The organism is Pseudomonas sp. 57B-090624 (assembly GCF_003234055.1).
GTDB classification, from domain to species: domain Bacteria; phylum Pseudomonadota; class Gammaproteobacteria; order Pseudomonadales; family Pseudomonadaceae; genus Metapseudomonas; species Metapseudomonas tohonis.
Window position 1 is genome coordinate 33,406 of the sequence record NZ_QKRU01000031.1, and the last position, 26,461, is coordinate 59,866.

Below are 26,461 nucleotides of genomic sequence, written 5' to 3' on the forward strand. Positions count from 1 at the left end.
ACCAGCAGGCGGCGGGGACCGCCCCTCGTGCACCATCCGCGCTCGCGGGCGGTGCACATCGCCTGCCTCGATGGGCCTGGCACGCGGCTTTGCGCGCCGCCTGTCCAGTTGGTCAATTTTTTGCAATCGCCTGGTCAGCCCACAGGGCACAGCACAGAACAACAGACCAGGAGCCCCATCCCCCATGTTCGATTCCAAGAAGAACCTGCTGCGCACGCTCGTCGCCGCCATCGGCTTCAGCGCCACCCTCGGCGCCTCCGCCGCCGACCCGCTGAAGGTCGGCTTCGTCTACGTCGGCCCCATCGGCGACCACGGCTGGACCTACCAGCACGAGGAGGGCCGCAAGGCGCTGGTGGCCAAGCTGGGCGACAAGGTCGAGACCAGCTTCGTCGAGAACGTCGCCGAAGGCGCCGACGCCGAGCGGGTCATCCGCAACATGGCCAAGGGCGGCTACGACCTGATCTTCACCACCTCCTTCGGCTACATGAACCCCACCGCCAAGGTGGCCAAGCAGTTCCCCAAGGTCACCTTCGAGCACGCCACCGGCTACAAGCAGGACAAGAACCTCGGCACCTACCTGTCGCGCTCCTATGAAGGCCGCTACGTCGGCGGCTACCTGGCGGCGAAGATGACCAAGAGCCACAAGATCGGCTACATCGCCTCCTTCCCCATTCCCGAGGTGATCCGCGACATCAACGCCATCCAGCTGGCGCTGAACAAGTACGACCCGCAGGCCGAGATCAAGGTGGTCTGGGTCAACTCCTGGTTCGACCCGGGCAAGGAAGCCGACGCCGCCAACGCGCTGATCGACCAGGGTGTCGACGTGGTCTTCCAGCACACCGACAGCCCGGCGCCGATCCAGGCCGCCGAACGCCGTGGCGTGTACTCCGTTGGCTACGCCTCGGACATGGCGCACTTCGGGCCCAAGGCCGTGCTCACCTCCATCGTCAACAACTGGGGCCCGCACTACATCCAGGCCGCCGAAGGCGTGATGGCCGGCACCTGGAAATCCCAGGACTACTGGGGCGGCCTGGCCGAAGACACCATCCAGCTGCCCATCAGCGACCTGGTGCCGGCCGACGTGAAGGCCGAGGCAGAGAAAATCATCGCCAGCATCAAGAGCGGCGAGTTCCACCCCTTCACCGGCCCGATCAAGGACCAGGGCGGCGCCCTCAAGCTGGCCGACGGCGTGGTCGCCACCAACGCCGACCTGGCGGGCATGAACTACTACGTCGAAGGCATCAAGGCGGAACTGCCGAAGTAAGCGACGCCCTCTCCCCTGGCGCCAGGGGAGAGGGTATTGAACCCTGTGCTCCAAGGATCACCCGATGAACCAGCTTCCCCTCATCGACATCGCCGCGCTCTACGGCGACGACCAACAGGCCTGGCAGCAGGTCGCGGCGCAGATCGACGCCGCCTGCCGCGACTGGGGCTTCTTCTACATCACCGGGCACGGCATCGCGCCCGAGCGCATCGAGGCGTTGACCCGCGCGGCCAAGACCTTCTTCGCCCTGCCCGATGCCGAGAAGCTGCAGATCGACATCACCCGCACCGCGCACCATCGCGGCTACGGCGCCATCGCCACCGAGCAGCTCGACCCGAGCAAGCCGAGCGACCTGAAGGAAACCTTCGACATGGGCTTCCACATGGCCGCCGACCACCCCGAGGTGCTGGCCGGCAAGCCCCTGCGCGGGCCCAACCGCCACCCGGGGCTGCCCGGCTGGGTGGAACTGATGGAACAGCACTACGCCGACATGCAGGCGCTGGCGCAGACCCTGCTGCGGGCCATCGCCCTGGCCCTGGGCATCGAGCGCGACTTCTTCGATGCGCGCTTCGCCGACCCCATTAGCGTGTTCCGCATGATCCACTACCCGCCGCGCCACACCGCCAGCTCCGCCGAGCAACAGGGCGCCGGTGCGCACACCGACTACGGCTGCGTCACCCTGCTCTACCAGGACGACGCCGGCGGCCTGCAGGTGCAGGACGTGCGCGGCCAGTGGATCGACGCACCGCCCATCGCCGGCAGCTTCGTGGTCAACATCGGCGACATGATGGCGCGCTGGAGCAACGACCGGTACAAATCCACGCCGCACCGGGTCATCAGCCCCCTGGGCGTGCACCGCTACTCCATGCCCTTCTTCGCCGAACCGCACCCGGATACGGAGATCAGCTGCCTGCCCAACTGCTCCAGCGCCGACAACCCGCCGAAATACCCGCCGGTGAGCAGCGCCGAGTACCTGCTCTCGCGCTTCGCCGACACCTACGCCTACCGGCGGGAGGAGACGGCCTGAGCGACGCCCGATGAACACGAGCGCCCCTGCCGTACAGGCGCTCGCTCGGCGAAATCCTGTCCGGGAAGTTAAACTTGCCGTCGACCTTGCCTGATAACGAGAAACCACCATGTACGACTGGCTCAATGCCTTGCCCAAAGCCGAACTGCACCTGCACCTGGAAGGTTCGCTCGAGCCCGAGTTGCTGTTCGCGCTGGCCGAACGCAACAAGGTCACCCTGCCCTGGCACGACGTCGAAACCCTGCGCCGCGCCTACGACTTCGGCAACCTGCAGGAATTCCTCGACCTCTACTACGCCGGTGCCGACGTGCTGCGCACCGAGCAGGACTTCTACGACCTGACCTGGGCCTACCTGCAGCGCTGCAAGGCGCAGAACGTGATCCACACCGAGCCCTTCTTCGACCCGCAGACCCACACCGATCGCGGCATTCCCTTCGAGGTGGTGCTCGATGGCATCCGCCACGCCCTGGACGATGGCCGCAAGCAGCTCGGCATCAGCTCCGGGCTGATCCTCAGCTTCCTGCGTCACCTCTCCGAGGACGAGGCGCAGAAGACCCTCGACCAGGCGCTGCCCTTCCGCGACGCCTTCGTCGCCGTGGGCCTGGACAGCTCCGAGATGGGCCACCCGCCGAGCAAGTTCCAGCGCGTGTTCGACCGCGCCCGCGCCGAAGGCTTCCTCACCGTCGCCCACGCCGGCGAGGAAGGCCCGCCGGAATACATCTGGGAGGCCCTGGACCTGCTGAAGATCGAGCGCATCGACCACGGCGTGCGCGCCATCGAGGACGAGCGCCTGATGCAGCGCATCATCGACGAGCAGATCCCGCTGACCGTCTGCCCGCTGTCCAACACCAAGCTGTGCGTGTTCGACCACATGAGCCAGCACAACATCCTCGACATGCTCGAACGTGGCGTGAAGGTGACGGTGAACTCCGACGACCCGGCCTACTTCGGCGGCTACGTCACCGAGAACTTCTTCGCCCTGCACGAACACCTGGGCATGAGCGAGGAACAGGCCCGGCGCCTGGCGCAGAACAGCCTGGATGCACGCCTGGTGAAGTAACCGGAAAGGGCCGCTAAGCGGCCCTTTTTGCGGGTGGACACCGAAGCCTTGCCTGTATGGACCGGGCATCGATGGGTTTCGCTTCGCTCTACCCATCCTACGGGGCTACGGGGCGTCGAGGCCTTGATGCCGGGGGTCAGGCGGCGCGTTCGCTGCGCGGCGTGATGGCACGGAGGATGCCGTTGAGCAGCACGCCGTACAACGGCACGAACAGCACCAGGCTCACGCCGAGTTTCACGCCGTAGTCCACCGTGGCGATCTCCACCCAGTGCTCGGCCATGAAGGGGTTGTCGCTTCGCCAGAAGGCCACCGAGAAGAAGGTGAAGGTGTCCAGCAGGTTGCCGGCGATGGTGGAGACCACCGGGGCGATCCACCACTGGCGCATCTTGCGCAGGCGATCGAAGACCTGGATGTCGAGGATCTGCCCCAGCACATAGGCGAGGAAACTGGCCAGGGAGATGCGCGCGACGAACAGGTTGAACTCGCCAAGGGCGGCGAAGCCTTGGAACGCCGCGTCCTGGAACAGCACCGAGACGACGTAGGAAGCCGCCAGCGCCGGCAGCATGACCCGGGCGATCACCTGGCGCGCCGCCTGCTTGCCGAGCAGGCGCACGGTCAGGTCGGTGGCGAGGAAGATGAAAGGGAAGCTGAAGGCGCCCCAGGTGGTCTGCCAGCCGAACAGGGTCATGGGCAACTGCACCAGGTAGTTGCTGGCGATGATGATCAGGATGTGGAACGCGATGAGACCGGTCAGCGCGGGGCGCCAGACCTTGGGAAGAGCTGCGGGCATGGTGGTTCACGTCCTTTTTGCCGATGGGGTGAGGGAACCCATGTCGCAGCCCCATGGCCACGACGGCGCGCATTCTAACTTGACCCGCACGTCAAAAAAAGCATCCGCGCGGTGGTTTCGTCGGCGGCTTTCTCAGCCGTGCTCCAGTGCCTCGACATACACCGCCATGCGCCCGCGCCCGCCATGCTTGGCCCGGTAGCAGGCGATGTCGGCCTGGCGCAGCAGCTCGGCCGGCTCGCTGTTGCCAGCATGCAAGGGGGCCAGGCCGATGCTGGCGCCGACCTGGAAGGTGCGGCCTTCCCACTCGAAGCGCAGGCCGCGTACCTGCTCGATCAGCCGATCGGCGAGGATTTCCGCCTGGGCCAGGGGGCAGCTGCGCAGGATCATGGCGAACTCGTCGCCACCCAGGCGCGCCACCCGATCGCCGCTGCGCACCTGCTCCTGCATCAGCCGCGAGATGCGCCGCAGCAGTTCGTCGCCGGCGGCATGGCCCGCGCTGTCGTTGACCTGCTTGAAGAGGTCCAGGTCAATGAAGAACAGCACGCTGTGCCCGGCGTTCTGCTCCACCTCGCGGCAGCTTTCCGCCAGCGCGTCCTCGAAGGCCGAGCGATTGAGCAGCCCGGTCAGGGCGTCGTGGCTGGCGGCGTAGCGCAGGTGCTTCTGCATCGCCCGCGCCTCGCTGACGTCGGTGAACACCAGCACGCTGCCGAGCAGCTCGCCCTCGGCGCTGCGTACCGGCGCCGCCTGGCCCCGCAGGGCGATCAGGCCGCCGGCGGCATGCCGCAGGGACGAGAGCCCGGGGATGCTTTCCTCCGTGCCGCGCTCCAGGCACAGGCGCACCGGGCTCGGCACTGGCCGGCCGTCCTCGCTCTCCAGCGGCAGCACCCGTTCGATCTCCTGGTTGCGCGCCGCGGCCGTGCTCCAGCCACTGAGGCGCTCGGCCACCGGGTTGAGGAAGCGCACGCGGCCATCCAGGTCCGTGGTGATCACCCCGTCGCCGATGCAGTTGAGGGTCACCTGCAGGCGCTCGCGCTCATCGTTCAGCCGCTCGGTGAGCTCGCGCAGCTGGGTCACGTCCCAGTTGGTGCCGATCATCCGGGTCGGCTTGCCCTCGGCGTCGAGGGCCAGGCTACCGTGCCCGCGCAAGGCACGCGCCTCACCGTTGGGCAGGAAGATGCGGAACTCGACATCCAGCCGCGCCAGGCCTTCGCGCACCCGCTGCAGTTCGCGGTGCAGGGCTTCGGCGTCGGCCGGGTGGACGAAGCGCGACCACTCCGCGTAGCTCACCGGGCGCCCCAGGGGCTGCATGCCGTAGAGGCGGAACAGGCTGTCGTCCCAGATCATGTCGTCGCTGACCAGGTCCCACTCCCAGACGCCCACGCCGCTGGCGCCGGTGGCGAGGGAGTAACGCTCGGCCAGCTCGGCCAGCTCGGCTTCGGCGCGCTTGCGCCGGTCGATGTCCTCGATCTGCGCGATGAAGTACAGCGGCCGCCCTTCCGCATCGCGCACCAGCGACACCGCCAGCAGCGCCCAGACCGCGGAGCCGTCGCGGCGCAGGTAGCGCTTCTCCAGCCGATAGTTGTCGCGACGGCCGGCGAGTGCGTCCTGTACCAGCTCCAGGTCGCCGGAGAGGTCCTCGGCATGGGTGATGCCCTGGAAGCTCTTCGCGCTCAGCTCGTCCGGCGAGTAGCCGAGCATCTCGCACAGGGCGCGGTTGACGCGCTGCAAGCGACCATCCAGCCCTACCAGGGCCATGCCGATGGCCGAGTGCTCCATGGCGTCGCGAAAGCGCGCTTCGCTGGCGGCCAGTTCGCGCTGGCGTCGCCGGCCCTGCTCCACGGCGGCGGCCAGCAGCAACGGTGGCAGCAACGACAGCAGCAGCGGCAGGTAGAGCGTGATTTCCTGCCACAACGGCGTTACCGGCGGCAGCTGCAGCCCGCCCATGGCGACCATCAGGCCGCCGCTGAAGGACGTCAGGGTCACCAGCAGGGCGGTGCCGGCGAAGGGCAGCCGCACCGCCGCCAGCAGCAGCGGCAACGACAGGTAGACGAAGGGCGAAGGCAGCAGGCGCAAGGCCACAAGGGTCACCAGCAGCACCAGCGGCACATAGAAGAGCAGTTCGTGGGGGCGCTTCGGCGAGCGCAGGGACTGCAGGCCATGCTGCTGCAACTGCACCGTCAGCGGCAGGATCGACAGGGTGCCGAGCACCGCGCCTTCGTACCAGGACAGCCAGACCCGGCCGAAGCCGGCGTAACCGATGCTCTGCACGATCAGCGCACCCAGGGTGGAGCTGACCAGCGGCGGCACCATGGCCCCAAGCAGGATGAAGCGGAGAAAGGCCGACGGGCTGCGGCTCATGTTCAGCGCCACGCCGGTGCGGCGCAGCAGGAAGGCGGCGAGGGTCATCTCCAGCATGTTGGCCGGCAGGAAGCTGGCGGACATCGCGAGGGTGTCGCCCATCACCTGCCCGGCCAACATGTTGGCCACCAGCATCACGCCGAGCAGCGCCGGCCAGCGACGCAGCGGCTGGTTCCAGAGGAAGGTGATGCCGAAGGCGTTGGCGTACCAGAGGGTGGCGATGGTGCCCGGCTGGCGCGCCAGCCAGACGGCGCCCAGGGCGAGCACCAGGTAGCCGAAGAAGACCAGCGCCAGGGTCGGGCCGAGGCGCGCCGGAGCGGGCGGCAGGGCGTTCACGACCATGCGCGTCGACACGGGCAAGGGGCTGGACGACTGGGGATCACGGCTCATCTCCAGGGCTGGACGGCGGATAGGTGGGCTCGCCCTAGCAACAATAGCGAATGACGCGGCCCGCACAACAGCTGGCTGTGACGCTCAGCGCACTAGCCGGGCCACGCCCTCCCAGGGCGCGCCGACCAGCAGCTCGCCGCAACGCTGGCGAAGGAACTCGCGCAGCAGGTTCACCGGCTTGCTCAACTGGGCGCGATGGGGGCAGATCAGGTTCAGCGGCGTGGGCTCGCCCAGGTGATCCTCCAGCGCCAGCTGCAGGCGCCCGGCCCGTACATCGGCGGCGACGTCCAGCCAGGACTTGTACACCAGCCCCTGCCCGGCCACCGCCCAGCGGCGCACCACGTCGGCGTCATCGCAGACCCGGTCGCCGGCCACGGTGACGGTCTGGCTGCGCCGGCCCTCGTGGAATGTCCACTGGTCGTGCACGCGGCCACCCAGCACATAGAGCAGGCAGTTGTGCCGGTGCAGCTCCTCCGGCGTGCGCGGTTGGCCATGCCGGGCGAAGTAGCTCGGTGCGCCGCAGAGCACGCGTCGGTTGCCGGGAGCCAGGGGCAGCGCCACCAGGCTCGAGTCCTCCGGCTCGCCGGAGCGGATGGCGATGTCCACCGGCTGGCGGAACAGGTCGGCCACCTGGTCACTGAGGAACAGACGGACGGCGAGGCGCGGGTGCTCGGCCTGGAACTCGTCCAGCCAGGGCAGCAACACGTTGCGGCCGAAGTCCGAGGGTGCCGACAGCTGCAGCAGGCCGCCGATATCGCTCTTGCCGCCGGCCAGCTGCCGGCGGCCTTCGTCCAGGCTCTGCAACGCGGCACGGGCATGCGCCAGGTACTGCTCGCCCTCGGCGGTCAGGCGCAGGCTGCGAGTGGAGCGCGCGAACAGCCGCGCATCGAGACGCTGCTCCAGGCGCTTGAGCGCCGCGCTGGCCACCGCCGGGGAGATCTCCAGCTCGCGCGCGGCGGCCGAGAGGCTGCCACGGTCGGCGGTACGGACGAAGACGGTGAGGTCGTCGAGGCGCAGCATTTTCAAAATTCCTTTGAAAGACTGTCGCCTTCTAGCTGATTTTTCTGCGCCGCGAAATAGCCCAACCTATGCGCCATCTTTCCCGGAGAACCACCATGACCACGCCGCTGCACCTGATCGCCCACATCGACGCCCAGCCCGGCCAGGCCGAGGCGGTGGAAGCCGCCCTGCGCGAGCTGGTCGCCGCCAGCCGCAGCGAACCCGGCTGCCTGCAATACGACCTGCACCGCGACCGCGCCGACACCCTGCGCTTCGTCATGCTGGAGACCTGGCGCGACGCAGCCGCCCTCGAGGCGCACAAGGCCACCGCCCACTACCGCCACTTCGGCGACGCCCATGGCAGCCGCCTCAACGGCGTCACCCTCACCCTTCTCGATCGCCTCGCCTGAGCCCAGGAGCCCCCGATGAAAGCCATCGCCTATTACCAGTCCCTGCCCATCGACCACGCCGACTCGCTGCAGGACGTCGAACTGCCCGCCCCCACCCCGGGGCCCCGTGACCTGCTGGTGGAAGTCCGCGCCATCTCGGTGAACCCGGTGGACACCAAGATCCGCCGCAACGTGCAGCCGGAGAACGGCCAGGCCAAGGTGCTGGGCTGGGACGTGGCCGGCGTGGTCAAGGCCGTGGGCAGCGACGTGACCCTGTTCCAGCCGGGCGACGAGGTGTTCTACGCCGGCGCCCTGACCCGCCCGGGCGGCAACGCCGAGCTGCACCTCGTTGACGAGCGCATCGTCGGCAAGCGCCCGCAGAGCCTGGACTTCGCCCAGTCCGCCGCCCTGCCGCTGACCGCCATCACCGCCTGGGAGCTGCTGTTCGACCGCCTGGGCATCGCCGAAGGCAAGGCCGACCAGGGCCAGAGCCTGCTCATCGTCGGCGCGGCCGGCGGCGTGGGCTCCATCCTCGTGCAACTGGCCCGCCAGCTCACCGGCCTGACCGTGATCGGCACCGCCTCGCGCCCGGAAACCCAGGCCTGGGTCCGCGAGCTGGGCGCCCACCACGTCATCGACCACAGCCAGCCGCTGGCGGCCGAACTCAAGCGCATCGGCATCGACAGCGTCACCCACGTCGCCAGCCTGACCCAGACCGACCAGCACCTGGAGCAACTGGTGGAAGCCCTCGCGCCCCAGGGCAAGCTCGCCCTGATCGACGACCCGGCCGGCCTCGACGTGCTCAAGCTCAAGCGCAAGAGCATCTCGCTGCACTGGGAGTTCATGTACACCCGCTCGATGTTCGAGACCTGCGACATGATCGAGCAGCACAAGCTGCTGGACCGCGTCAGCGAACTGATCGACGCCGGCGTGCTGAAGACCACCGTCGGCGAACACTTCGGCCGCATCGACGCCGCCAACCTCAAGCGCGCCCATGCGCTGCTGGAAAGCGGCAAGGCCAAGGGCAAGATCGTGCTCGAAGGGTTCTGAGATTCGTCCGTCGCTGGGGTGTCCTCCCGGGCGCCCCAGCGCGAATGAATTCCCACGACGGCGACCCCATGCGCGGACATGACCACTGCGTAGGGTGGAGGTCGCTTTTTACCTCCACCAAGCGAGGCCGGGAATGGCATATCGTTTTGCCTGAAGCTCTGCACCGATGGGTTTCGCCGGGCTCTACCCATCCTACGAATACGCCGAGCCCACGTGGGAGAGAGCGAGGCGAACCCCGTGCTGGCAGGGTGCACTTTGTGGGCCCAGCGCCCTCCGTCGACGGGCAAGGCACCACCAGTCGGCCACTTGACCCGGATCATTTTCTGTCATCTAACCGGGTCTACACTGGGGGCTCACTTTCTCAGGGAGAGGGCACCATGAAAATCATCGTCCGACCGCTCCGTACCACCCAGGGCAACAGCTGGCAGGTCTGCATGGACCAGCACGCGGTGAGTTTCCGCAGCGAGGCCGAGGCCCGGCGCTTCGTCGCCACCCTGGAGGCGCGGCTCAAGGCGCCTCATGTCCTGCCGGAACCGGCACGACGGGCCGCGAGCTAGCCGAGCACCGACGGCTGGCCCCGGGTCAGCCGCCAGGTGACCAGCGACGCACACACGGCTCCGGCGCCGCACAGGCAGATCACCATCGCCATCGGCATCGCCGAGCCATCGTGCAACACCCCGACCAGCGCGGCGGCGCCCGCCGCCACGCTGAACTGCAGGCTGCCCATCAGCGCCGACGCACTGCCGGCATGGCGGCCCTGGCCGGCCATGGCGCTGGCCGAGGCGTTGGGAATGATGATGCCCAGGCTGGCGATGCAGCCGAACAGCGGCACCAGCAATGGCCACAGCGCCTCGGTATGCGCGTTGGCCACCGCCAGCAGCGCCAGTGCGCACCCCAGGTAGAACCACACCACCCGCCGCATCCAGTAGGCCGGCCCGCCGAAGCGCATCAGCCAGGCGTTGACCTGGGCCACCAGGATGAAGCCCAGGGCGTTGCCGCCGAACAGCCAGCCGTAGTGCTCCGCCGGCACGCCGTAGAGTTCGATGAAGACGAAGGGCGAGCCGGCGATGTAGGCGAACATCCCGGCCATCGACAGGCCGCCGGTCAGGGCATAGCCGATGAACACCCCGTCCCCCAGCAACCGCTTGTACTGGCCCAGGGCACCGCGTAGCGGCGGGCGCTCGTCGCCAGTGGTCAGGGTCTCCGGCAGCCACAGGTAGACGCCGGTGAGCACCAGGGCGCTGAACAGGGTCAGCCCGAAGAAGATCGACGGCCAGCCGAACAGGTCCAGCAGCAACCCGCCGCCCAGGGGCGCGAGGATGGGCGCCAGGCCCATCACCAGCATCAGCTGCGAGAACACCTTGGCCGAGGCGATGGGGTCGCAGAGATCGCGCACCACCGCCCTTGAGACCACCATGCCCGCGCAACCGCCCAGGGCCTGGACGAAGCGCGCGCCGATCAGCCACTCCAGGCTCGGCGCCATCGCGCAGGCCACCGACGCCAGGGTGAACAGGCTCACCCCCACCAGCAGCGGCAGGCGCCGGCCGAAGCGGTCGGCGATGGGGCCGTAGAGCAACTGCCCGATGGCCAGGCCGATGAAGTAGGACGCCAGGCTCAGCTGCACGTGCTCCACGTCGGTGGAGAAGGCCAGGGCCAGCGCCGGGAAGCTCGGCAGGTAGAAATCGATGGCCATCGGGCCGAAGGCACTGAGCGACCCGAGGATCAGCAGGATGCGGAAATTCATGGTTCACCTGAAAACAGGGCGCCGCCCCGAAGGCGGCGCCGTGGACTGCAAAAAAGACCGTGAAGCGGGCATGCGGTTCGATGTTCAAGGGCGTCCCGCGCTGGCGGGAATGGCGCCGGGCGTCACTCGGCGACCGGTGCCTTCTTCTTGCGCCCCAACCTGTCGGCGGCGGATTCCACCAGCAGATAGAACATCGGGATGAGGAAGGTTGCCAGCAACGTGGCGGCAAGCATACCGCCAATCACGCCGGTACCGATCGAATGTCGGCTCGCCGAGCCGGCGCCGCTGCTGATGGCCAGCGGCACGCACCCGAGGATGAAGGCCAGCGAGGTCATGACGATGGGTCGGAAGCGCAGCTTGGCCGCCTCCAGCGCCGACTCGAAGATGCCCATGCCCTCTTCGCGGCAGAGCACCGCGAACTCGATGATGAGGATGGCGTTCTTCGCCGCCAGGCCGATCAGGGTCACCAGCCCGACCTGGAAGTACACGTCGTTGGACAGACCGCGCAGCCACACCGCGAGGATGGCGCCGAACACCGCGAAAGGCACGGCGGTGACCACGGCGATGGGCAGGGTCCAGCGCTCGTACTGGGCGGCGAGGATGAGGAACACCAGCACCAGGCCGAAGATGAAGGCCTTGCTGCCCGAGCCCTGGGTGGCCAGTTCCTGGTAGGCCGAGCCGATCCAGCCGATGCTGTAGTCCTCGCCCAGCACCTCGTCCGCCACCTCCTGCATCGCCGCCAGGGCCTGGCCGGAGCTGTAGCCCGGCGCCGGGCCGCCGAGGATCTTGGCCGCCGGGTAGACGTTGAAGCGTGCATAGGAGTCCGGCCCGAGGATGCGCTGCACACGCACCAGGGACGACAGCGGCACCAGGTCGCCGGAGGCCGAGCGCACGTACACCTGGCTCAGGTCCTCGGGCTTGCGGCGGAACTCGGATTCGGCCTGCAGGCTCACCTGCCAGGTGCGCCCGTAGAGGGTGAAGTCGTTGACGTAGTAGCTGCCGAAGGTGGACTGCATGGCGGTGAACACATCGTTCACCGCCACCCCCAGCGCGCGGGCCTTGGTGCGGTCCAGGTCGACGTAGTACTGCGGCACGTTGGCGTTGAAGGTGGTGTTGACCCCCACCAGCTCCGGGCGCTTGGAGATGGCGCCGATGAACTTGGTGACCGTCTCCTCCAGCTGCGCGACGCTGCCGCCGGAGCGGTCCTGGATGTACGCCTCGAAGCCGCCGGTGGTGCTCATGCCGGTGATCGGCGGCGGGTTGAAGGTCATCACCACGCCGTCTTTCTGCCCGGCGCCCATGGCCATGAAGGCCGGCGGCAGGTTGCGCGCATCCAGCTCGTCGGTGGTGCGCTCCTTCCAGTCCTTCAATGGCACGAAGGACACCCCGGCGTTGCTGCGGGTGCCGAAGGTGAGCACGTCGAAGCCGGCGAAGGTGACCACGTCCTGCACCGCCGGGTGCTTCATCAACTGCTGGGTCACCGCGCTGGTGACCTCCTCGGTGCGGGTCAGGGAGGCGGCCGGCGGCAGGAAGTAGGCGTTGATCACGTAACCCTGGTCCTCATCCGGCACCAGCGAGCCGGGCACCCGGCCGAACAGCATGACCATCAGCGCGATCATCCCGCCGAACAGCAGCAGGCCGATGACGCTGCGCTTGAGGAAGAAGCGCACGCCGGCGGTGTAGCCGTCGGTGGCGCGATCGAAGAAGCGGTTGAACCAGCGGAACGGCGCCGCCGGCTCCTCGTGGGTGGGCTTGAGCAGCAGGGCGCAGAGCGCCGGCGACAGGGTCAGCGCGACGATGCCGGAGATCACCACCGACACCGCGATGGTGATCGCGAACTGCTTGTACATCTGCCCCGCCAGGCCGCCGAGGAAACCCACCGGGATGAACACCGCGCACAGCACCAGCACGATGGCGACGATGGGACCGGTGACCTCCTCCATGGCCTTGATCGAGGCCTCGCGCGGGCCGAGCTTCTCGGTGCGCATCACCCGCTCGACGTTCTCCAGCACCACGATGGCATCGTCCACCACGATGCCGATGGCCAGCACCATGCCGAACAGGGTCAGCAGGTTGATCGAGAACCCGAGCATGTACATGCCGGCGAAGGTGCCGATCAGCGACACCGGGATGGCCAGCACCGGAATCAGCGTGGCACGCCAGTTCTGCAGGAAGATGAAGACCACCAGCATCACCAGCACCAGGGCCTCGACGAAGGTATGGATCACCTCCTCGATGGAGACCTTGACGAACTTGGTGGTGTCGTAGGGGATCTTGTAGGCGATGCCGTCGGGGAAGCGCTTCTCCAGGCGCTTCATGGTGTTCTCCACCGCCTCGGCGGTGTCCAGGGCGTTGGCACCGGGTTGCAGGTAGATGCCGAAGGCGGCGTTCTGCTGGCCATTCAGCGAGGTCATCAGCGAATAGTCCTGGGCGCCCAGTTCCACCCGCGCCACGTCCTTGAGCAGCAGGCTGGCACCGGTGGAGTCGGTACGCAGGATGACGCTCTCGAACTCCTTCGGCTCGGTGAAGCGGCCCTTGGTGGTGACGGTGTAGGTGAAGTCCTGGGGCTGGTTCAGGGGCTGCTTGCCGAAGCTGCCGGCGGCGAACTGGGAGTTCTGCTCCTGAATGGCCTTGACCACGTCGGTGGGGGTCAGGTCGTACTGCGCCAGCTTGTCCGGCCGCAGCCAGATACGCATGGAGTAGTCCTTGGAGCCGAACTGGCTGGCATCGCCCACGCCGGGGATGCGCTTGAGCTCGTCGATCACGTTGATCAGCGCGTAGTTGCTGATGTAGATCGGGTCGCGGGAGTCGTCCGGGGAGAACAGCGTCACCACCTGGAGGATGTCGGAGGATTTCTTCTCCACCTTCACGCCCTGCCGGCGTACTTCCTCGGGCAGCTTGGCAAGCGCGGCCTGCACCTTGTTGTTGACGTCGATGGTGGCCTGGTCCGGATCGGTGCCCACCTGGAAGTACACGGTCAGGCTCATGGCGCCGTTGCTGTCGGAGTTGGACAGCTGGTAGATCATGCCCTGGACCCCGTTGATCTCCTGCTCCAGCGGCGCCGCCACGGTCTCGGCGATGACCTGGGAGCTGGCGCCCGGGTAGCTGGCGGAGACCGACACCTGGGGCGGCAGGATCTCCGGGTACTGGGCGATGGGCAGCGCACGCATGGCCGCGAGGCCGCCCAGGATGATGACGATGGAGATGACTGCGGCGAACACCGGGCGGTCGATGAAGAAGCGTGAGATCACGGCGGACGCTCCTCAGGACTGTTTCGGCTGGTCGGCGGGCTTGTCCTGCGCTTCGACGGCCTTGACGGGCGAGTCGGGCCGCACCTTCGGCAAGCCCTCGACGATGACCCGGTCGCCTTCGGCGACGCCGGACTCTATGACCCAACGCCCCTCGGAGGTGTCGCCGGTCTTCACCTCGCGCACCCGTGCGACACCGTCCTTGTCCACCACGTAGACGAAGGTGCCGCGCGGCCCCTGGGCCAGGGCTCGCTCGGGCACGGTGATCGCCCTGGGCCGGCTCAGGCCCTTGACCAGCACCCGCACGAACTGCCCCGGCAACAGCTTCTGCTCGGGGTTGGGCACCACGGCGCGGGCGCTGACGGTGCCGGTGCCGGTGTTGACGAAGCTGTCGGTGAAATCGACGCGCCCCTCCAGCGGGTAGGTGGAGCCGTCGCCGAACTTGAGCACGGCGGCCATCTTGCCGCCCTCGGGCAGGGTCAGCTTGCCGGTCTGCACGTCCTCGCGGATGCGCTCGGCCTCGGTGTCCGGGTAGCCGAAGTTGACGTAGATGGGGTCGAGCTGGGTGAGCTGGGTCAGCAGGCTGGAATTGGGGTCGCCGGCCACCACCAGGCTGCCTTCGGAGCGGGTCTCCTTGCTGGTCATGCCGGTGATGGGCGCCTCCACCGTGGTGTAGTCGAGGTCGATCTGCTTGGCCTGTACGTTGGCCTCGGCGGCCTGCACGTTGGCCTTGCTCTGCTCGAAGTTGGAGACGGCGTTGTCCAGCTCGCTCTCGCTGGCGAAGCCCTTCTTCTGCAGCTCGCGGATGCGCTTGAGGTCACGCTCGGTCTGGCGGTAGCGCGCCTGCTCCTGGGCCAGCGCGCCCTTGGCGCTGGCCAGGGCGGCCTGGTAGGTGCGCGGGTCGATGCGGAACAGCACCTGGCCCTTCTGCACCTTGCTGCCTTCCTGGTAGGTGCGTTCCTGGAGGATGCCGCTGACCTGGGCACGGACCTCCACCTCGCGGTAGCCGGCGGTACGCCCGGCGTATTCCAGGGTCATCGGCAGGGGCGCCGCCTTCACCGTTTCCACCAGCACTTCCGGGGGCGGCGGGGCCGCCTTGGCCGGAGCCTCGGCCGCCTTGGCGACCAGGCTCAGCGAGGCCAGGGCGAACGCGCAAAGCCGCAGGGAAAAGGCGAAAGAGGGTAATAGCGGCATCGTGCGTCTCCATTCCATGACAGCGCCTGGTTGGCAAAAACAGGAATCAGGTCAAGGCTGGATACATGCATTCACGTTGGTAAAAGCAGTATCCGACTGCAAAATCGGTAAACTCTGGCCCCCGAGCAAGAAGCCTAGACAGTATTCGTCCAACTGCTATGCGCAGAACCAAAGAAGAAGCGGAAAAGACCCGCACCGATATCCTGGCCGCCGCCGAGGTCCTGTTCCTCGAGAACGGCGTCGCCCACACGTCCCTCGAGCAGATCGCCCGGGCGGCGGGCGTCACCCGTGGCGCCGTCTACTGGCACTTCCAGAACAAGGCCCACCTGTTCCACGAGATGCTCAACCAGGTGCGCCTGCCGCCGGAGCAGATGGCCCAGCGCCTGCACGGCGCCGAAGGTCGCGACCTGCTGCAGTCGTTGCTGGAACTGTGCGTCGAGGCCATCACCAGCCTGGCGCTCGACCAGCAGCGCCATCGCATCTTCACCATCCTCCTGCACCGCTGCGAGTTCACCGAGGAACTGCGCGAGGCGGAGGATCGCCATAACGCCTTCGTCAACCAGTTCATCGACCTGTGCGAGGCGCTGTTCGCCCGCCCGGGCTGCGTCGAGCGCCTGCTGGACGGGCTCACCCCGCGCCTGGCATCGCGCGCCTTGCACGCGCAGATGATCGGGTTGTTCACCGACTGGACGCGCGACCCCGAGCTTTTCGACCCGCAGCGCGAGGCCGGCGTGCTGGTGGGCACCCTGTTCCGCGGGTTGTTCCGCGACTGGGACCAGGACGCCTGACCGGTCCTCAGGCCGCTTCGGCCGCGTAGCCTTCCTCGCGGATGGCCGCCAGCACCTCGTCCAGGGGCAGCCGGCTGGCCACGCGCACCTCGCCCGCGCCCAGGTCGACCTGGACCTCGGCCGCCGGGTCGCGGCTCTGCACCGACCGGGTGATGGCGCGGACGCAGTGGCCGCAGGACATGCCGCTTACCTTGAGAATCTGCATGATCGACTCCTTGCTCGATGGGACTGGAACCAGTCTCGGGCTTGCCACCGTGGCAAGGTCAAGCGTGCGGCGATCCCCTACACTCGATGCATGCCGTCCCGGAGTCGCCGCCATGTCCCCCACCCGCCTCTGCCTGATCGCCCTGCTCGCCCTCACCGGCTCTGCCCAGGCCCAATCCCCCATCGACTACGGCGTGCTGATCGTCAGCCGCGAACGCGTCGAACTGCCCACCAGCTGCGACGTCGGCCTCTACCTGCAGGACCAGCTCGCCGCGCGCCTGGTGCAGGGCGAAAGCATCGCCTTCAACCTGCCGCCAGGCCCGGTCGCCATCCGCCTCGGCCTGCTCGGCCCCGGCCGCTGCAAGCCCGGCATCGAGCAGCAGCGCCTGCAGTCCATCAGCCTGGAAGCCGGCGAAGTGCGCAGATACCGCCTGGCGATGAACACCGCCGGCCTGTACCTGACCCCGGCGCTGGCCAATCCCTGAACCAGGCCCCGGTCCCGGGCTGAAGCCCGGGCTACCTGATGCGGCGGTGCCGGGCCATTGCGGGTGAATCCGCTTCCACCAAAAAGCCTGTGCTCATGGGGAGATCGCCGGGCGAATGAATTGGCTCTGTCTGCGTTAAGTGTTGCTAGAAGAATTGAGCCCAGCTGATTGCCGAGCTCTGGTGATGATTCTGGTTTCGCCCCCCCGGGCGAGTCCCTTTTCCAATCGTTGAAAAGGAACCAAAAAACTTGCCCCATCATCCGGCCCCGGCTTCGCCGGGGTTCCCTCACTCCATCGTTGCTCTGGGGGCCGGCGCGATGGGCCATCCATGGCCTGGCGCGCCTCTCGCGGCATCCATGCCGCTCGTCCCCCGGCGCAACGACTGCGTTCGGCCTCCTGGAGGGGCGTTGGCGGCTGCTCCAACTTTCTTCGTCCAGCGCATCGCCATGTGGTGCGCACGGGCTTTCGTAGGATGGTGTAGAGCGAAGCGAAACCCATGCGGTGGAGGTGGTACGAACTCTTGGACGCCCGGAAATGGCCGCGCTTGAGCGCTTGCTTTAAAACCACAACAGCTAACGCAGACAGAGCCAATGAATTCGCCCCTACAGAGGGAGCGCTGCGACAACTCGCCGCTTGACCTTGCCCTCGTGTCAAGGTCGATCCTGTGGGCAACCCAGGAGGAATTGCCCCATGAGCCCATCCGTTTCGTTCGACCTGCCGATTGCCGGGATGACCTGCGCCAGCTGCGCCGGGCGTGTGGAGCGCGCCCTGGCCAAGGTGCCGGGTGTAGAGAGCGCCAGCGTCAACCTCGCCACCGAGCGGGCCCGCGTGCAAGCGCCGGGCGACAGCCTGCCGGCCCTGCGCGCGGCGGTGGAGGCCGCCGGCTACGACGTGCCGGGCCAGCGCCTGGAACTGGCCATCGACGGCATGACCTGCGCCAGTTGCGTGGGCCGTGTCGAGCGCGCCCTGGCCAAGGTGCCGGGCGTCGGCGAGGTGGCGGTGAACCTCGCCACCGAGCGCGCCCACCTGCTGCTGCTCGGCGAGGTGGAACGCAGCACGCTGCTGCAGGCCGTCGAACGCGCCGGCTACCACGCCCGCGCCCTGGATACGGATGCGCCGCGCAGCGATGACAACGCCAGCCGCCTGCGTCGCGAACGCTGGGCGCTGCTCGTCGCCCTCGCCCTGGCGCTGCCCCTGGTGCTGCCGATGCTGGTGGCACCCTTCGGCCTGCACTGGATGCTGCCGGCCTGGGCGCAGTTCGCCCTGGCCACGCCGGTGCAATTCATCCTCGGCGCGCGCTTCTACCGCGCCGCCTGGAAGGCCGTGCGCGCCGGCGCCGGCAACATGGACCTGCTGGTGGCCATCGGCACCAGCGCCGGCTACGGCCTGAGCCTCTACCAGTGGGCCACCGCCCACCCCGGCCACATGCCGCACCTGTACTTCGAAGCCTCTGCCGTGGTCATCGCCCTGGTGCTGCTGGGCAAGTACCTGGAAAGCCGCGCCAAGCGCCAGACCAGCGCCGCCATCCGCGCCCTCGAAGCGCTGCGCCCGGAACGGGCCATCCGCCTGCGCGACGGCCGTGAGGAAGAAGTGGCCATCGCCGAACTGCGCCTGGGCGACGAGGTGCTGGTGAAGCCGGGCGAGCGCTTCCCGGTGGACGGCGAGGTGCTGGAAGGCCAGAGCCACGCCGACGAGGCGCTGATCAGCGGCGAGAGCCTGCCGGTGCCCAAGCGCCCCGGCGACAGCGTCACTGGCGGAGCCATCAACGGCGAAGGCCGCCTGCGGGTACGCACCAGCGCTATCGGCGGCGAAACCGTGCTGGCACGCATCATTCGCCTGGTGGAAGACGCCCAGGCGGCCAAGGCGCCGATCCAGAAGCTGGTGGACCGGGTCAGCCAGGTGTTCGTCCCGGCAGTGCTGCTGATCGCCCTGGCCACCCTCGGCGGCTGGCTGCTGGCCGGCGCGCCTCTGGAAACCGCGCTGATCAACGCCGTCGCCGTGCTGGTGATCGCCTGCCCCTGCGCCCTCGGCCTGGCCACGCCGACGGCGATCATGGCCGGCACCGGCGTGGCGGCCCGCCACGGCATCCTGATCAAGGACGCCGAGGCCCTGGAGGTGGCCCACGCGGTCACAGCCGTGGCCTTCGACAAGACCGGCACCCTCACCTCCGGCACCCCGCGCATCACCAACCTGGCCGCCGCCGATGGCGACGAAGCCGCCCTGCTGCAATGGGCCGGTGCCCTGCAACGCGGTAGCGAACACCCGCTGGCCAAGGCGGTGCTCGATGCCTGCGACGAGCGCGGGCTGACGGTGCCGGAGGTGCACGACAGCCAGTCCCTGACCGGGCGCGGCATCCAGGGCGTGGTCGAGGACCGCCTGCTGGCACTGGGCAACCGTCGGCTGCTGGACGAACAGGGGCTCGATGGCGGCGCACTGCTGGAATCGGCCACGGCCTGGGAAGCCCAGGGCCGTACCCTGTCCTGGCTGCTGGCGCTGCAACCCCAGGCCCGGGTGCTCGGGCTCTTCGCCTTCGGCGACAGCCTCAAGGACGGTGCCCGCGAGGCCCTCCAGGCCCTGCGCGAGCGCCACATCGCCAGCCACCTGATCACCGGCGACAACCGTGGCAGCGCCCGGGTGGTGGCCGAGGCGCTGGGCATCGACGACGTGCACGCCGAAGTGCTGCCGGCGGACAAGGCCGCCGAGGTGGCCCGGCTCAAGGCCGGCGGCGCGGTGGTGGCGATGGTCGGCGACGGCATCAACGACGCCCCCGCCCTGGCCGCCGCCGATGTCGGCATCGCCATGGGCGGGGGGACCGACGTGGCCATGCACGCGGCCGGCATCACCCTGATGCGCGGCGACCCGCGCCTGGTCCCCGCCGCCCTGGAGATCGCCCGGCGCACCTATGGCAAGATCCGCCAGAACCTGTTCTGGGCCTTCATCTACAACCTGGTGGGCATCCCGCTCGCCGCCGCCGGCCTGCTCAACCCGGTGGTCGCCGGCGCGGCGATGGCGCTCTCCAGCGTCAGCGTGGTGAGCAACGCCCTGCTGCTGAAGACCTGGAAACCGGCCGGGGAGAAAACCAGGCGAGACTGAAACGGGAGGCTGTCTTCGAGTGGTCCCCCCGCGTTCGCGAGGGTGACGGTGCCGATGGACAGCCCGCCGCCTCCCGTCATCCCCGCGAACGCGGGGACCCACTGAACAGCTGCACGGGCCCAACCACGAGGAGCACCCCATGAACATCGGCCAGGCCGCGAAGAAGAGCGGGCTCACCGCGAAGATGATCCGCTACTACGAATCCATCGGCCTGCTGCCGGAGGCCGGTCGCAGCGACAGCGGCTACCGCCAGTACAGCCAGCAGGACCTGCACAGCCTGGCGTTCATCCGCCGCTCGCGGGACCTGGGCTTCTCCCTGGAGGAGGTCGGCAAGCTGCTGCAGCTATGGCAGGACCGGGGCCGCGCCAGCGCCGACGTCAAGGCACTGGCCCGCGACCATATCGAAGAACTTAACCGCAAGATCGCCGAGCTGGCGGGGCTGCGCGACACCCTGCAGGAACTGGTGGATCACTGCCAGGGCGATCACCGCCCCGACTGCCCGATCCTCAAGGACCTGGAGTCGGGTGGCTGCTGCCACTGAGCAGGCGGCCGAACAGCCCCTTGGGCAGCACGGTGATCGCCAGGCCGACGAAGACGATGACGCAAGCCAGCCAGCCCGCCGGGCTCAGCGCCTCGTCCAGCAGCAACCAGCCGGACAGCAGCCCGGAGATCGGCACCGCCAGGGCGAAGGGGGTGACCAGGCTCGCCGGGTGACGACTGAGGAGGAAGCTCCAGATGGCGAAGCCCAGGGTGGTGGCGCCGAAGGCCACGAACAGCAGCGAACCGTAGCCCACCAGGGTCGCGTGCTCGAACGCCGCGGCCATCGCCTGCGGCCCCTCGAACACCCAGGACAGCGCCAGCAGCGGCAAGGGCGGCACCAGGCTCACCCAGCAGATCAGCCGCAGCATGTCGCTGGCGCCCGCGCGCTTGGTGGCGATGTTGGCGAAGGCCCAGGCGAGGGCCGCCACCAGCACCAGCGCGAAGGCCAGCAGGCTGTCACCCATGGGCCGCTCCAGGCCGATCAGCACCAGGCCGGACGCCGCCAGCGCCAGGCCCAGCACGCCGCGCCGGCTGGGGCGCTCGCCCAGCAGCAGGGCGGCGATGAGGATGGTGAAGAACACCTGGCTCTGCAGCACGAGCGAGGTCAGCCCCGCCGGCATGCCGATCTTCATGCCGATGAACAGCACGCCGAACTTGAACACCCCCAGCAGCAGGCCGATCTGCACGATCCGCCACAGCGGCGCCGGCATCGGCCCGCGCAGGAACAGCAGCGGCGTCGCCGCCAGGGCGAAGCGCAGGGCGCAGAACAGCAGCGGCGGGAATTCCGCGAGGCCGAGCTTGATGACGACGAAGTTGACGCCCCAGACCAGGGTGACCAGCAGGGCGAGGAGGATGTGTGGCAAGGGCATGGCGTGCACTCGTAGGGCGAGCAGGCAACGCTAGCAGGTCATCGGACACCTGTATGGATACAGATGCCCGCAAATGGCGGAGTACAGGGATGCGCCCATGAAAAAGCCCCCGGAGGCGCGCCTACCTGGGTAGGCACCCCTCCGGGGGCTCGGCGTGAGCCGGTGCGGGCGCGATCAGGCCTGGGATTGCAGGTAGTTCTCCAGGCCCACGCGGTCGATCAGGCCCAGTTGCTGTTCCAGCCAGTAGGCGTGGTCTTCCTCGGTGTCCTGCAACTGCAGGGCGAGGATGTCGCGGCTGACATAGTCCTTGTGCTTCTCGCACAGGGTGATGCCCTTGCTCAGCGCGGCACGTACTTCGTATTCGAGATTGAGGTCCGAGCGCAGCATCTCCGGCACGGTGGCACCGGGGTGGATGGCCTTGGGCGTCATGTCCGGGGTGCTTTCGAGGAAGAGGATGCGCTTGAGCAGGGCATCGGCGTGCTCGGTCTCCTCCTCCATCTCGTGGTTGATGCGCTCGAAGAGCTTGGTGAAGCCCCAGTCCGCGTACATCCGCGAATGCAGGAAGTACTGGTCGCGAGCGGCCAGCTCGCCGCGCAGCAGATCCTTCAGGTATTCGACGACTTCGAGTTGCCCTTGCATGCGTGTTCTCCCCTGCAAACGCGGTGATCCGAGGGCGCAATGGTCCTGCGCGGATCGGCCCCGGTCAAGCGAGCCGATGCCGCAGTGTCAACTCTGCATCCAGGGCGGGGGTGGCGGCTCGTCGCGGGCCTTGTCCTCGTCCTCGTTGAGCAGCGCCTGGCGCCGGGCTTCCTCGGCCAATGCGGCCTTGATCTCGCGCATCACCGCGTCGACGTCGGCGGTGTCCTCCGGCTCGGCGAACTCGCCGGTGAGCTTCGCATCCGGAGTCAGCTTGCCGTCCTCGTAGAGCGCCCACATTTCCTTGGCGTAACGGGTGTAGAGCAACTCGGGGGCGAACTGGCCGAAATAGGACGCCATGTTGCCGACATCACGCTCCAGCATGCGGAAGGCGTGGTTGTTGCCGGCGGCATCCACCGCCTGCGGCAGGTCGATGATCACCGGGCCGTACGGATCGAGCAGGACGTTGAACTCCGACAGGTCGCCATGGACCAGGCCGGCGCAGAGCATCTTGACGATCTCGCCGATCATGAAGGCGTGGAATTCGCGGGCATCCTCGGGCGTCAGGTCGACGTCGTTGAGGCGCGGCGCGGCGTCCCCGTAGCCGTCGGTGACCAGCTCCATCAGCAGCACGCCATCGAGGAAGTCGTAGGGCTTGGGCACGCGCACGCCCGCCGCGGCCAGGCGGAACAGGGCCGCGACCTCGGCGTTCTGCCAGTTCTCCTCCTGCTCCTTGCGCCCGTACTTCGAGCCCTTGGCCATGGCCCGGGCGTCACGGCTGTTACGGACCTTGCGACCCTCCTGGTACTCGGCAGCCTGGCGGAACCCGCGCTTGTTGGCCTCCTTGTAGACCTTCGCGCACCGCAACTCGCCGCCACAACGCACAACGTAGACCGATGCTTCCTTGCCACTCATCAGGGGCCTGACCACTTCGTCGATCAGGCCGTCTTCCACCAACGGTTCAATGCGTTTTGGAGTCTTCATGCTGCTTTGTAGCCAATCCTCTGTTTGCGGGCGGACATCGTCCGACTTTATACGGCATGCGGGCCCGCGCGACTATCCGCGACGCGCCAGACTGTGGCGCAACGCATCCATGGCGTAACGCACCTTGGCCGGCTGGGCGTCGCGGCGCGGGGTGACGATGTAGAGCCCCATGGGGCCGGGCTGCCAGTCCGGCAGCACGCGCAGCAGGCGACCGCTGGTCAGCTCCTCGGTGATCTCCGGTTCCGGCTGCAGCGAGAGGCCGAAGCCGGCCAGGGTGAAGCTGCGGGTGGACAGGATGTTGTTGCACACCACCCGGCTCTCGATGCGCAGGCGCTGCACCTCGCCGCCCGGCCCGTGCAGGGTCAGCGGCCCCTGGTGGCGGTCGCTGCCGAGGGTCACCCAGTCCAGCGCCAGCAGTTGCTCCGGCCGCCGGATGTCGGGGTGTCGGGCCAGGTAGGCCGGCGCACAGCACAGCAGCATCGGCCAGTCGCCGACATGCCGCGCCACCAGGCTGGAGTCCTCCAGGGTGCCGACGCGGATGGCCAGGTCGATGCGCTGCTCCACCAGGTCGATCTGCTCGTCGTGGAAGAACAGCCGCAGGCTCAGCCCCGGGTGCGCCTCCAGCAGGGGCGCCAGGGCGTCGGTCACCACGCGGCCGGAGAAGCCCACGGGCGCGGCGATGCGCAACTCCCCCACCGGCGCGTCGCGCAGCTCCGCCAGGCGCTGCTCGGCCTGCTGCGCCAGCTCCAGCACCTGGGCGCAGCTGCGGTAGAACAGGCTGCCGGCCTCGGTCAGGGTCAGCTTGCGGGTGGTGCGATGGAGCAGGCTGACCCGGGTCGACTCCTCCAGCCGGCGGATCTGCTGGCTGACCGCCGAGGCACTCATGCCCAGCGCCTCGCCTGCGGCGACCATCGAGCCCTTCTCCACGACCATGGCGAACACCGCCATGCGTTTGAGCTGCTCCATTCGTAAGCCCTGCTTAATTGTGAAAGCGCTTTCTGCCACTTTTTCTGCTGATTATCCAGAAGTCATGATTCATCACCTCGAATCACCCACCTCGATCACTGGAGAACAGCATGAAGATCGCCCTCATCGGTGCCACCGGTTTCGTCGGCTCCGCCGTGCTCACCGAAGCCCTGCAACGTGGCCACCAGGTCACCGCCCTGGTCCGTCACCCGGAAAAGCTCCCCACCCACGAACGCCTGAGCGCGCTGCGGGCCGATATCCACGACAGCACCGCCACCGCGTCGCAACTGGCCGGGCATGACGCCGTCGTCCACGCCTTCAACCCCGGCTGGGGCCGCGACGACATCCGCGAGCAGTTCATCGCCGGCACCCGCTCGATCTTCGAAGCCGTCAACCGGTCCGGGGTCCGCCGCCTGCTGGTGGTCGGCGGGGCCGGCAGCCTCTATGTCGCCCCCGGCCTGCAATTGATCGATACCCCGGACTTCCCCGCCGAATACAAGGAAGGCGCCGAGGGTGCGCGCCAGGCGCTCAACCTGATCCAGGCCGAAACCGCGCTGGACTGGAGCTTCATCTCGCCGCCCGCCCTGCTGCAGCCCGGCGAGCGCACCGGCCGCTTCCGCCTCGGCGGCAACGAACTGCTGATGGACGGCGACCACCCGGCGAGCCTCTCAGTGGCCGACCTGGCCGTGGCCATCGTCGACGAACTGGAAAACCCGCAGCACATCCGCCAGCGCTTCACCGTGGGTTATTGACGGTTTCCAGTGGGTCCCCGCCTGGCGGGGATGACGGACTGCGCATGCGCGGGGCTCTCCAGCCGTACCGTCACCCTCGCGAAAGCGGGGGCCACTGAACGACCCGCCCGCTCCACACGACGAACAGGAACCCAGCATGAGCCTCACCGCCTCCGCCCATGTCGCCACCGACACCCCGGCGCGCTACATCAGCCGCCTGTGCAAGCACTTCGCCCACCGCATCCCGGTCAGCTTCGACGAGCACCAGGGGCGCATCGAGTTCGACTTCGGCCTCGGCACGCTGCACGCCGAAGCCGGCGGCCTGACCCTCAGGGTCGAAGCCGCCGACGACGAGAAGCTGGAACAGATGAAGAACGTGATCGCCAGCCACTTCGAACGCTTCGCCTGGCAGGAAGCCCTGCAGCTCGACTGGCGCTGAACGGCGCCAAGGCGCTCACTCAGGCAACGTCAGCTCGATGCTCTCGGCGATGGAATCCTCCAGGCGCTGCAGCTCGCCCTCGATGGCGCTGCGGCTGTCGGCGTGGCGTTCCGCGATGCGGGCGAAGCCATCGGCCACTTCGAGGAAGGCCAGCACCACCAGCGGGTCGAACTCGCTGCCGCTGCCGGCGCTGATGCGCATCACCGCCTCGTCGCCGCTCAGGCGGCTGCGGTAGGGGTGGTAGCGGGTGAGCTCGTCGTAGCAGTCGACCAGGGCCATCAGGCGTGCGGACAGCGGGATCTGGTCGCCACGCAGGCCCTGTGGATAACCCGAGCCGTCCCAGCGCTCGTGGTGGCCGTACTGGATCTCCTTGGCATAGGTGAGGAAGCTCTGCCCCACCCCACCCAGGCGCGCCTCGGCGCGCTCCAGCGCTTCGCGGCCGAGCCGGGTATGGCTCTGCATGAGGCGCAGGTCGTCGCCCTCCAGTTGCCCCGGGTTGAGCAGCACGCGATCGGGCAGCGCCACCTTGCCGATGTCGTGCAGCAGCGCCGACTTGGCCATCAGCGCGATGCGCTCCTCGGTCAGCTCGTCCGCCATGCCCGGCTGCTGCCGCGCCAGCGCGCCGCCCAGCAGGCGCATGTACAGCTCGACACGCAGCAGGTGATTGCCGTCGGGGTTGTCGCGCAGGTCGGCCAGGCCCGCCAGGGCTTCGATCGTGGCGTAGTGCAGGTGGTGGATCTCGCGGGTGCGGCGGCGCACTTCCAGTTCCAGGTACTCGCTCTTGTCGCGCAGGAAGTCGGCCGTGGCCTTGAGCTGCAACTGGGCCTGCACCCGCGCCAGGACGATGGGCGGGCTGATCGGCTTGGTGATGTAGTCCACCGCGCCCAGGTCGAAGCCCTTCTGCTCGTCCGCCATCTCGCTGCGGGCAGTGAGGAAGATCACCGGGATATCGCGGGTGGCGGCATCGGCCTTGAGCCGCGCACAGACTTCGTAGCCGTCCATCTCCGGCATCATCACATCCAGCAGGATCAGGTCCGGGCGCATGTTCCCGGCGGCGATCCTCAGCGCCTTGGCACCACTGCCGGCGACCTTGACCCGATAGCGGTCCATCAGCAGCTCGCTCATGAGCTCGAGGTTGTCCGGGGTGTCGTCCACCACCAGGATCACCTCGCGATCCGGTCTGTCCAGCATGCCGACCATGTGGCGCACCTCG

At 68.2% G+C, this 26,461-nt stretch carries 24 protein-coding genes; 12 read left to right on the top strand and 12 right to left on the bottom strand.

Translation table 11 applies throughout. From position 1 onward, the window contains the following. Nucleotides 1-184 precede the first annotated feature (184 nt). The 3 genes from DMX10_RS16110 (at nucleotide 185) to DMX10_RS16120 (ending at nucleotide 3,351) form a co-directional block, all read left to right on the top strand. The gene (locus DMX10_RS16110) at nucleotides 185-1,264 is read left to right on the top strand and encodes a BMP family ABC transporter substrate-binding protein (protein ID WP_111262001.1); all 1,080 of its coding nucleotides are present in this window, start codon (nucleotides 185-187) and stop codon (nucleotides 1,262-1,264) included. Nucleotides 1,265-1,328: 64 nt separating this feature from the next. Continuing rightward, nucleotides 1,329-2,291 (top strand): 2-oxoglutarate and iron-dependent oxygenase domain-containing protein, encoded by a 963-nt coding sequence (locus DMX10_RS16115; protein ID WP_111262002.1) that lies wholly within the window; start codon nucleotides 1,329-1,331, stop codon nucleotides 2,289-2,291. 109 nt (nucleotides 2,292-2,400) lie between these two features. Beyond that, the gene (locus DMX10_RS16120; protein ID WP_111262003.1) at nucleotides 2,401-3,351 is read left to right on the top strand and encodes an adenosine deaminase; all 951 of its coding nucleotides are present in this window, start codon (nucleotides 2,401-2,403) and stop codon (nucleotides 3,349-3,351) included. A gap of 136 nt (nucleotides 3,352-3,487) precedes the next feature. On the opposite strand, the gene DMX10_RS16125 is transcribed toward DMX10_RS16120, so the two are convergent. The 3 genes from DMX10_RS16125 to DMX10_RS16135 all read right to left on the bottom strand — a co-directional run bounded on the left by DMX10_RS16125 (nucleotide 3,488) and on the right by DMX10_RS16135 (nucleotide 7,909). Beyond that, nucleotides 3,488-4,141 carry a 7-cyano-7-deazaguanine/7-aminomethyl-7-deazaguanine transporter gene (locus tag DMX10_RS16125; protein WP_111262004.1) on the bottom strand — a complete coding sequence of 218 codons (654 nt, stop codon included), beginning with the start codon at nucleotides 4,139-4,141 and terminating at the stop codon, nucleotides 3,488-3,490. Between the two features lie 132 nt (nucleotides 4,142-4,273). Continuing rightward, a complete protein-coding gene (locus tag DMX10_RS16130; RefSeq protein WP_111262005.1) occupies nucleotides 4,274-6,889 on the bottom strand; it encodes a PAS domain S-box protein in 2,616 nt (871 codons plus the stop codon). A gap of 84 nt (nucleotides 6,890-6,973) precedes the next feature. Continuing rightward, nucleotides 6,974-7,909 (bottom strand): LysR family transcriptional regulator, encoded by a 936-nt coding sequence (locus DMX10_RS16135; protein ID WP_111262006.1) that lies wholly within the window; start codon nucleotides 7,907-7,909, stop codon nucleotides 6,974-6,976. A 95-nt stretch (nucleotides 7,910-8,004) separates the two neighbouring features. Between DMX10_RS16135 and DMX10_RS16140 the strand changes: the two genes are divergently transcribed. The 3 genes from DMX10_RS16140 to DMX10_RS16150 all read left to right on the top strand — a co-directional run bounded on the left by DMX10_RS16140 (nucleotide 8,005) and on the right by DMX10_RS16150 (nucleotide 9,884). Beyond that, nucleotides 8,005-8,298, top strand: coding sequence for a putative quinol monooxygenase (locus DMX10_RS16140; RefSeq protein ID WP_111262007.1), 294 nt, complete (start codon nucleotides 8,005-8,007; stop codon nucleotides 8,296-8,298). Between the two features lie 15 nt (nucleotides 8,299-8,313). Continuing rightward, complete coding sequence (locus DMX10_RS16145) at nucleotides 8,314-9,327, top strand: zinc-binding alcohol dehydrogenase family protein (RefSeq protein ID WP_111262008.1); 1,014 nt, start codon at nucleotides 8,314-8,316, stop codon at nucleotides 9,325-9,327. A 377-nt stretch (nucleotides 9,328-9,704) separates the two neighbouring features. Further along, a complete protein-coding gene (locus tag DMX10_RS16150) occupies nucleotides 9,705-9,884 on the top strand; it encodes a hypothetical protein (protein WP_111262009.1) in 180 nt (59 codons plus the stop codon). Here the strand turns inward: DMX10_RS16150 and DMX10_RS16155 are convergent. From DMX10_RS16155 to DMX10_RS16165, 3 genes are all read right to left on the bottom strand, one after another. After that, nucleotides 9,881-11,071, bottom strand: a complete 1,191-nt coding sequence (locus DMX10_RS16155; protein WP_111262010.1) for a multidrug effflux MFS transporter — start codon at nucleotides 11,069-11,071, stop codon at nucleotides 9,881-9,883. The two genes, DMX10_RS16150 and DMX10_RS16155, sit on opposite strands and share 4 nt — an antisense overlap. A gap of 122 nt (nucleotides 11,072-11,193) precedes the next feature. Further along, nucleotides 11,194-14,322, bottom strand: coding sequence for an efflux RND transporter permease subunit (locus tag DMX10_RS16160; RefSeq protein WP_111262011.1), 3,129 nt, complete (start codon nucleotides 14,320-14,322; stop codon nucleotides 11,194-11,196). A 12-nt stretch (nucleotides 14,323-14,334) separates the two neighbouring features. Continuing rightward, entirely contained in the window at nucleotides 14,335-15,513 is a 1,179-nt protein-coding gene (locus DMX10_RS16165; RefSeq protein ID WP_111262012.1) for an efflux RND transporter periplasmic adaptor subunit, read from the bottom strand. A 158-nt stretch (nucleotides 15,514-15,671) separates the two neighbouring features. On the opposite strand from DMX10_RS16165, the gene DMX10_RS16170 reads away from it, so the two are divergent. Next, on the top strand, nucleotides 15,672-16,301 hold the full coding sequence (locus DMX10_RS16170; protein WP_111262013.1) for a TetR family transcriptional regulator: 630 nt from the start codon (nucleotides 15,672-15,674) through the stop codon (nucleotides 16,299-16,301). Nucleotides 16,302-16,308: 7 nt separating this feature from the next. Here DMX10_RS16170 and DMX10_RS16175 read toward each other — a convergent pair whose 3' ends face one another. Beyond that, a complete protein-coding gene (locus DMX10_RS16175) occupies nucleotides 16,309-16,506 on the bottom strand; it encodes a heavy-metal-associated domain-containing protein (protein WP_111262014.1) in 198 nt (65 codons plus the stop codon). Between the two features lie 112 nt (nucleotides 16,507-16,618). Here DMX10_RS16175 and DMX10_RS16180 point away from each other — a divergent pair, with 112 nt between their 5' ends. The 3 genes from DMX10_RS16180 (at nucleotide 16,619) to cueR (ending at nucleotide 20,624) form a co-directional block, all read left to right on the top strand. Then, nucleotides 16,619-16,990, top strand: a complete 372-nt coding sequence (locus tag DMX10_RS16180) for a hypothetical protein (protein WP_111262015.1) — start codon at nucleotides 16,619-16,621, stop codon at nucleotides 16,988-16,990. Between the two features lie 690 nt (nucleotides 16,991-17,680). Continuing rightward, the gene (locus tag DMX10_RS16190) at nucleotides 17,681-20,083 is read left to right on the top strand and encodes a heavy metal translocating P-type ATPase (protein ID WP_111262017.1); all 2,403 of its coding nucleotides are present in this window, start codon (nucleotides 17,681-17,683) and stop codon (nucleotides 20,081-20,083) included. Nucleotides 20,084-20,222: 139 nt separating this feature from the next. Next, entirely contained in the window at nucleotides 20,223-20,624 is a 402-nt protein-coding gene (gene cueR, locus DMX10_RS16195) for a Cu(I)-responsive transcriptional regulator (protein WP_021219733.1), read from the top strand. Here cueR and DMX10_RS16200 read toward each other — a convergent pair. From DMX10_RS16200 to DMX10_RS16215, 4 genes are all read right to left on the bottom strand, one after another. Continuing rightward, complete coding sequence (locus tag DMX10_RS16200; protein WP_111262018.1) at nucleotides 20,590-21,492, bottom strand: EamA family transporter; 903 nt, start codon at nucleotides 21,490-21,492, stop codon at nucleotides 20,590-20,592. The two genes, cueR and DMX10_RS16200, sit on opposite strands and share 35 nt — an antisense overlap. Before the next feature lie 174 nt (nucleotides 21,493-21,666). Continuing rightward, a complete protein-coding gene (bfr, locus tag DMX10_RS16205; protein WP_111262019.1) occupies nucleotides 21,667-22,131 on the bottom strand; it encodes a bacterioferritin in 465 nt (154 codons plus the stop codon). An 87-nt stretch (nucleotides 22,132-22,218) separates the two neighbouring features. Further along, nucleotides 22,219-23,112, bottom strand: a complete 894-nt coding sequence (locus DMX10_RS16210; protein ID WP_111262020.1) for a PA4780 family RIO1-like protein kinase — start codon at nucleotides 23,110-23,112, stop codon at nucleotides 22,219-22,221. A gap of 72 nt (nucleotides 23,113-23,184) precedes the next feature. Beyond that, nucleotides 23,185-24,078: a LysR family transcriptional regulator gene (locus DMX10_RS16215; protein WP_111262021.1), complete on the bottom strand. Its 894-nt coding sequence runs from the start codon at nucleotides 24,076-24,078 to the stop codon at nucleotides 23,185-23,187. A 110-nt stretch (nucleotides 24,079-24,188) separates the two neighbouring features. Between DMX10_RS16215 and DMX10_RS16220 the strand changes: the two genes are divergently transcribed. Both DMX10_RS16220 and DMX10_RS16225 read left to right on the top strand, forming a co-directional pair. Beyond that, the gene (locus DMX10_RS16220) at nucleotides 24,189-24,830 is read left to right on the top strand and encodes an NAD(P)-dependent oxidoreductase (protein WP_111262022.1); all 642 of its coding nucleotides are present in this window, start codon (nucleotides 24,189-24,191) and stop codon (nucleotides 24,828-24,830) included. Nucleotides 24,831-24,966: 136 nt separating this feature from the next. After that, nucleotides 24,967-25,248 carry a DUF2218 domain-containing protein gene (locus tag DMX10_RS16225; RefSeq protein WP_111262023.1) on the top strand — a complete coding sequence of 94 codons (282 nt, stop codon included), beginning with the start codon at nucleotides 24,967-24,969 and terminating at the stop codon, nucleotides 25,246-25,248. Between the two features lie 15 nt (nucleotides 25,249-25,263). Here the strand turns inward: DMX10_RS16225 and DMX10_RS16230 are convergent, their stop codons facing one another. Then, a complete protein-coding gene (locus DMX10_RS16230; RefSeq protein ID WP_111262024.1) occupies nucleotides 25,264-26,448 on the bottom strand; it encodes a two-component system response regulator in 1,185 nt (394 codons plus the stop codon). Nucleotides 26,449-26,461 lie beyond the last annotated feature (13 nt).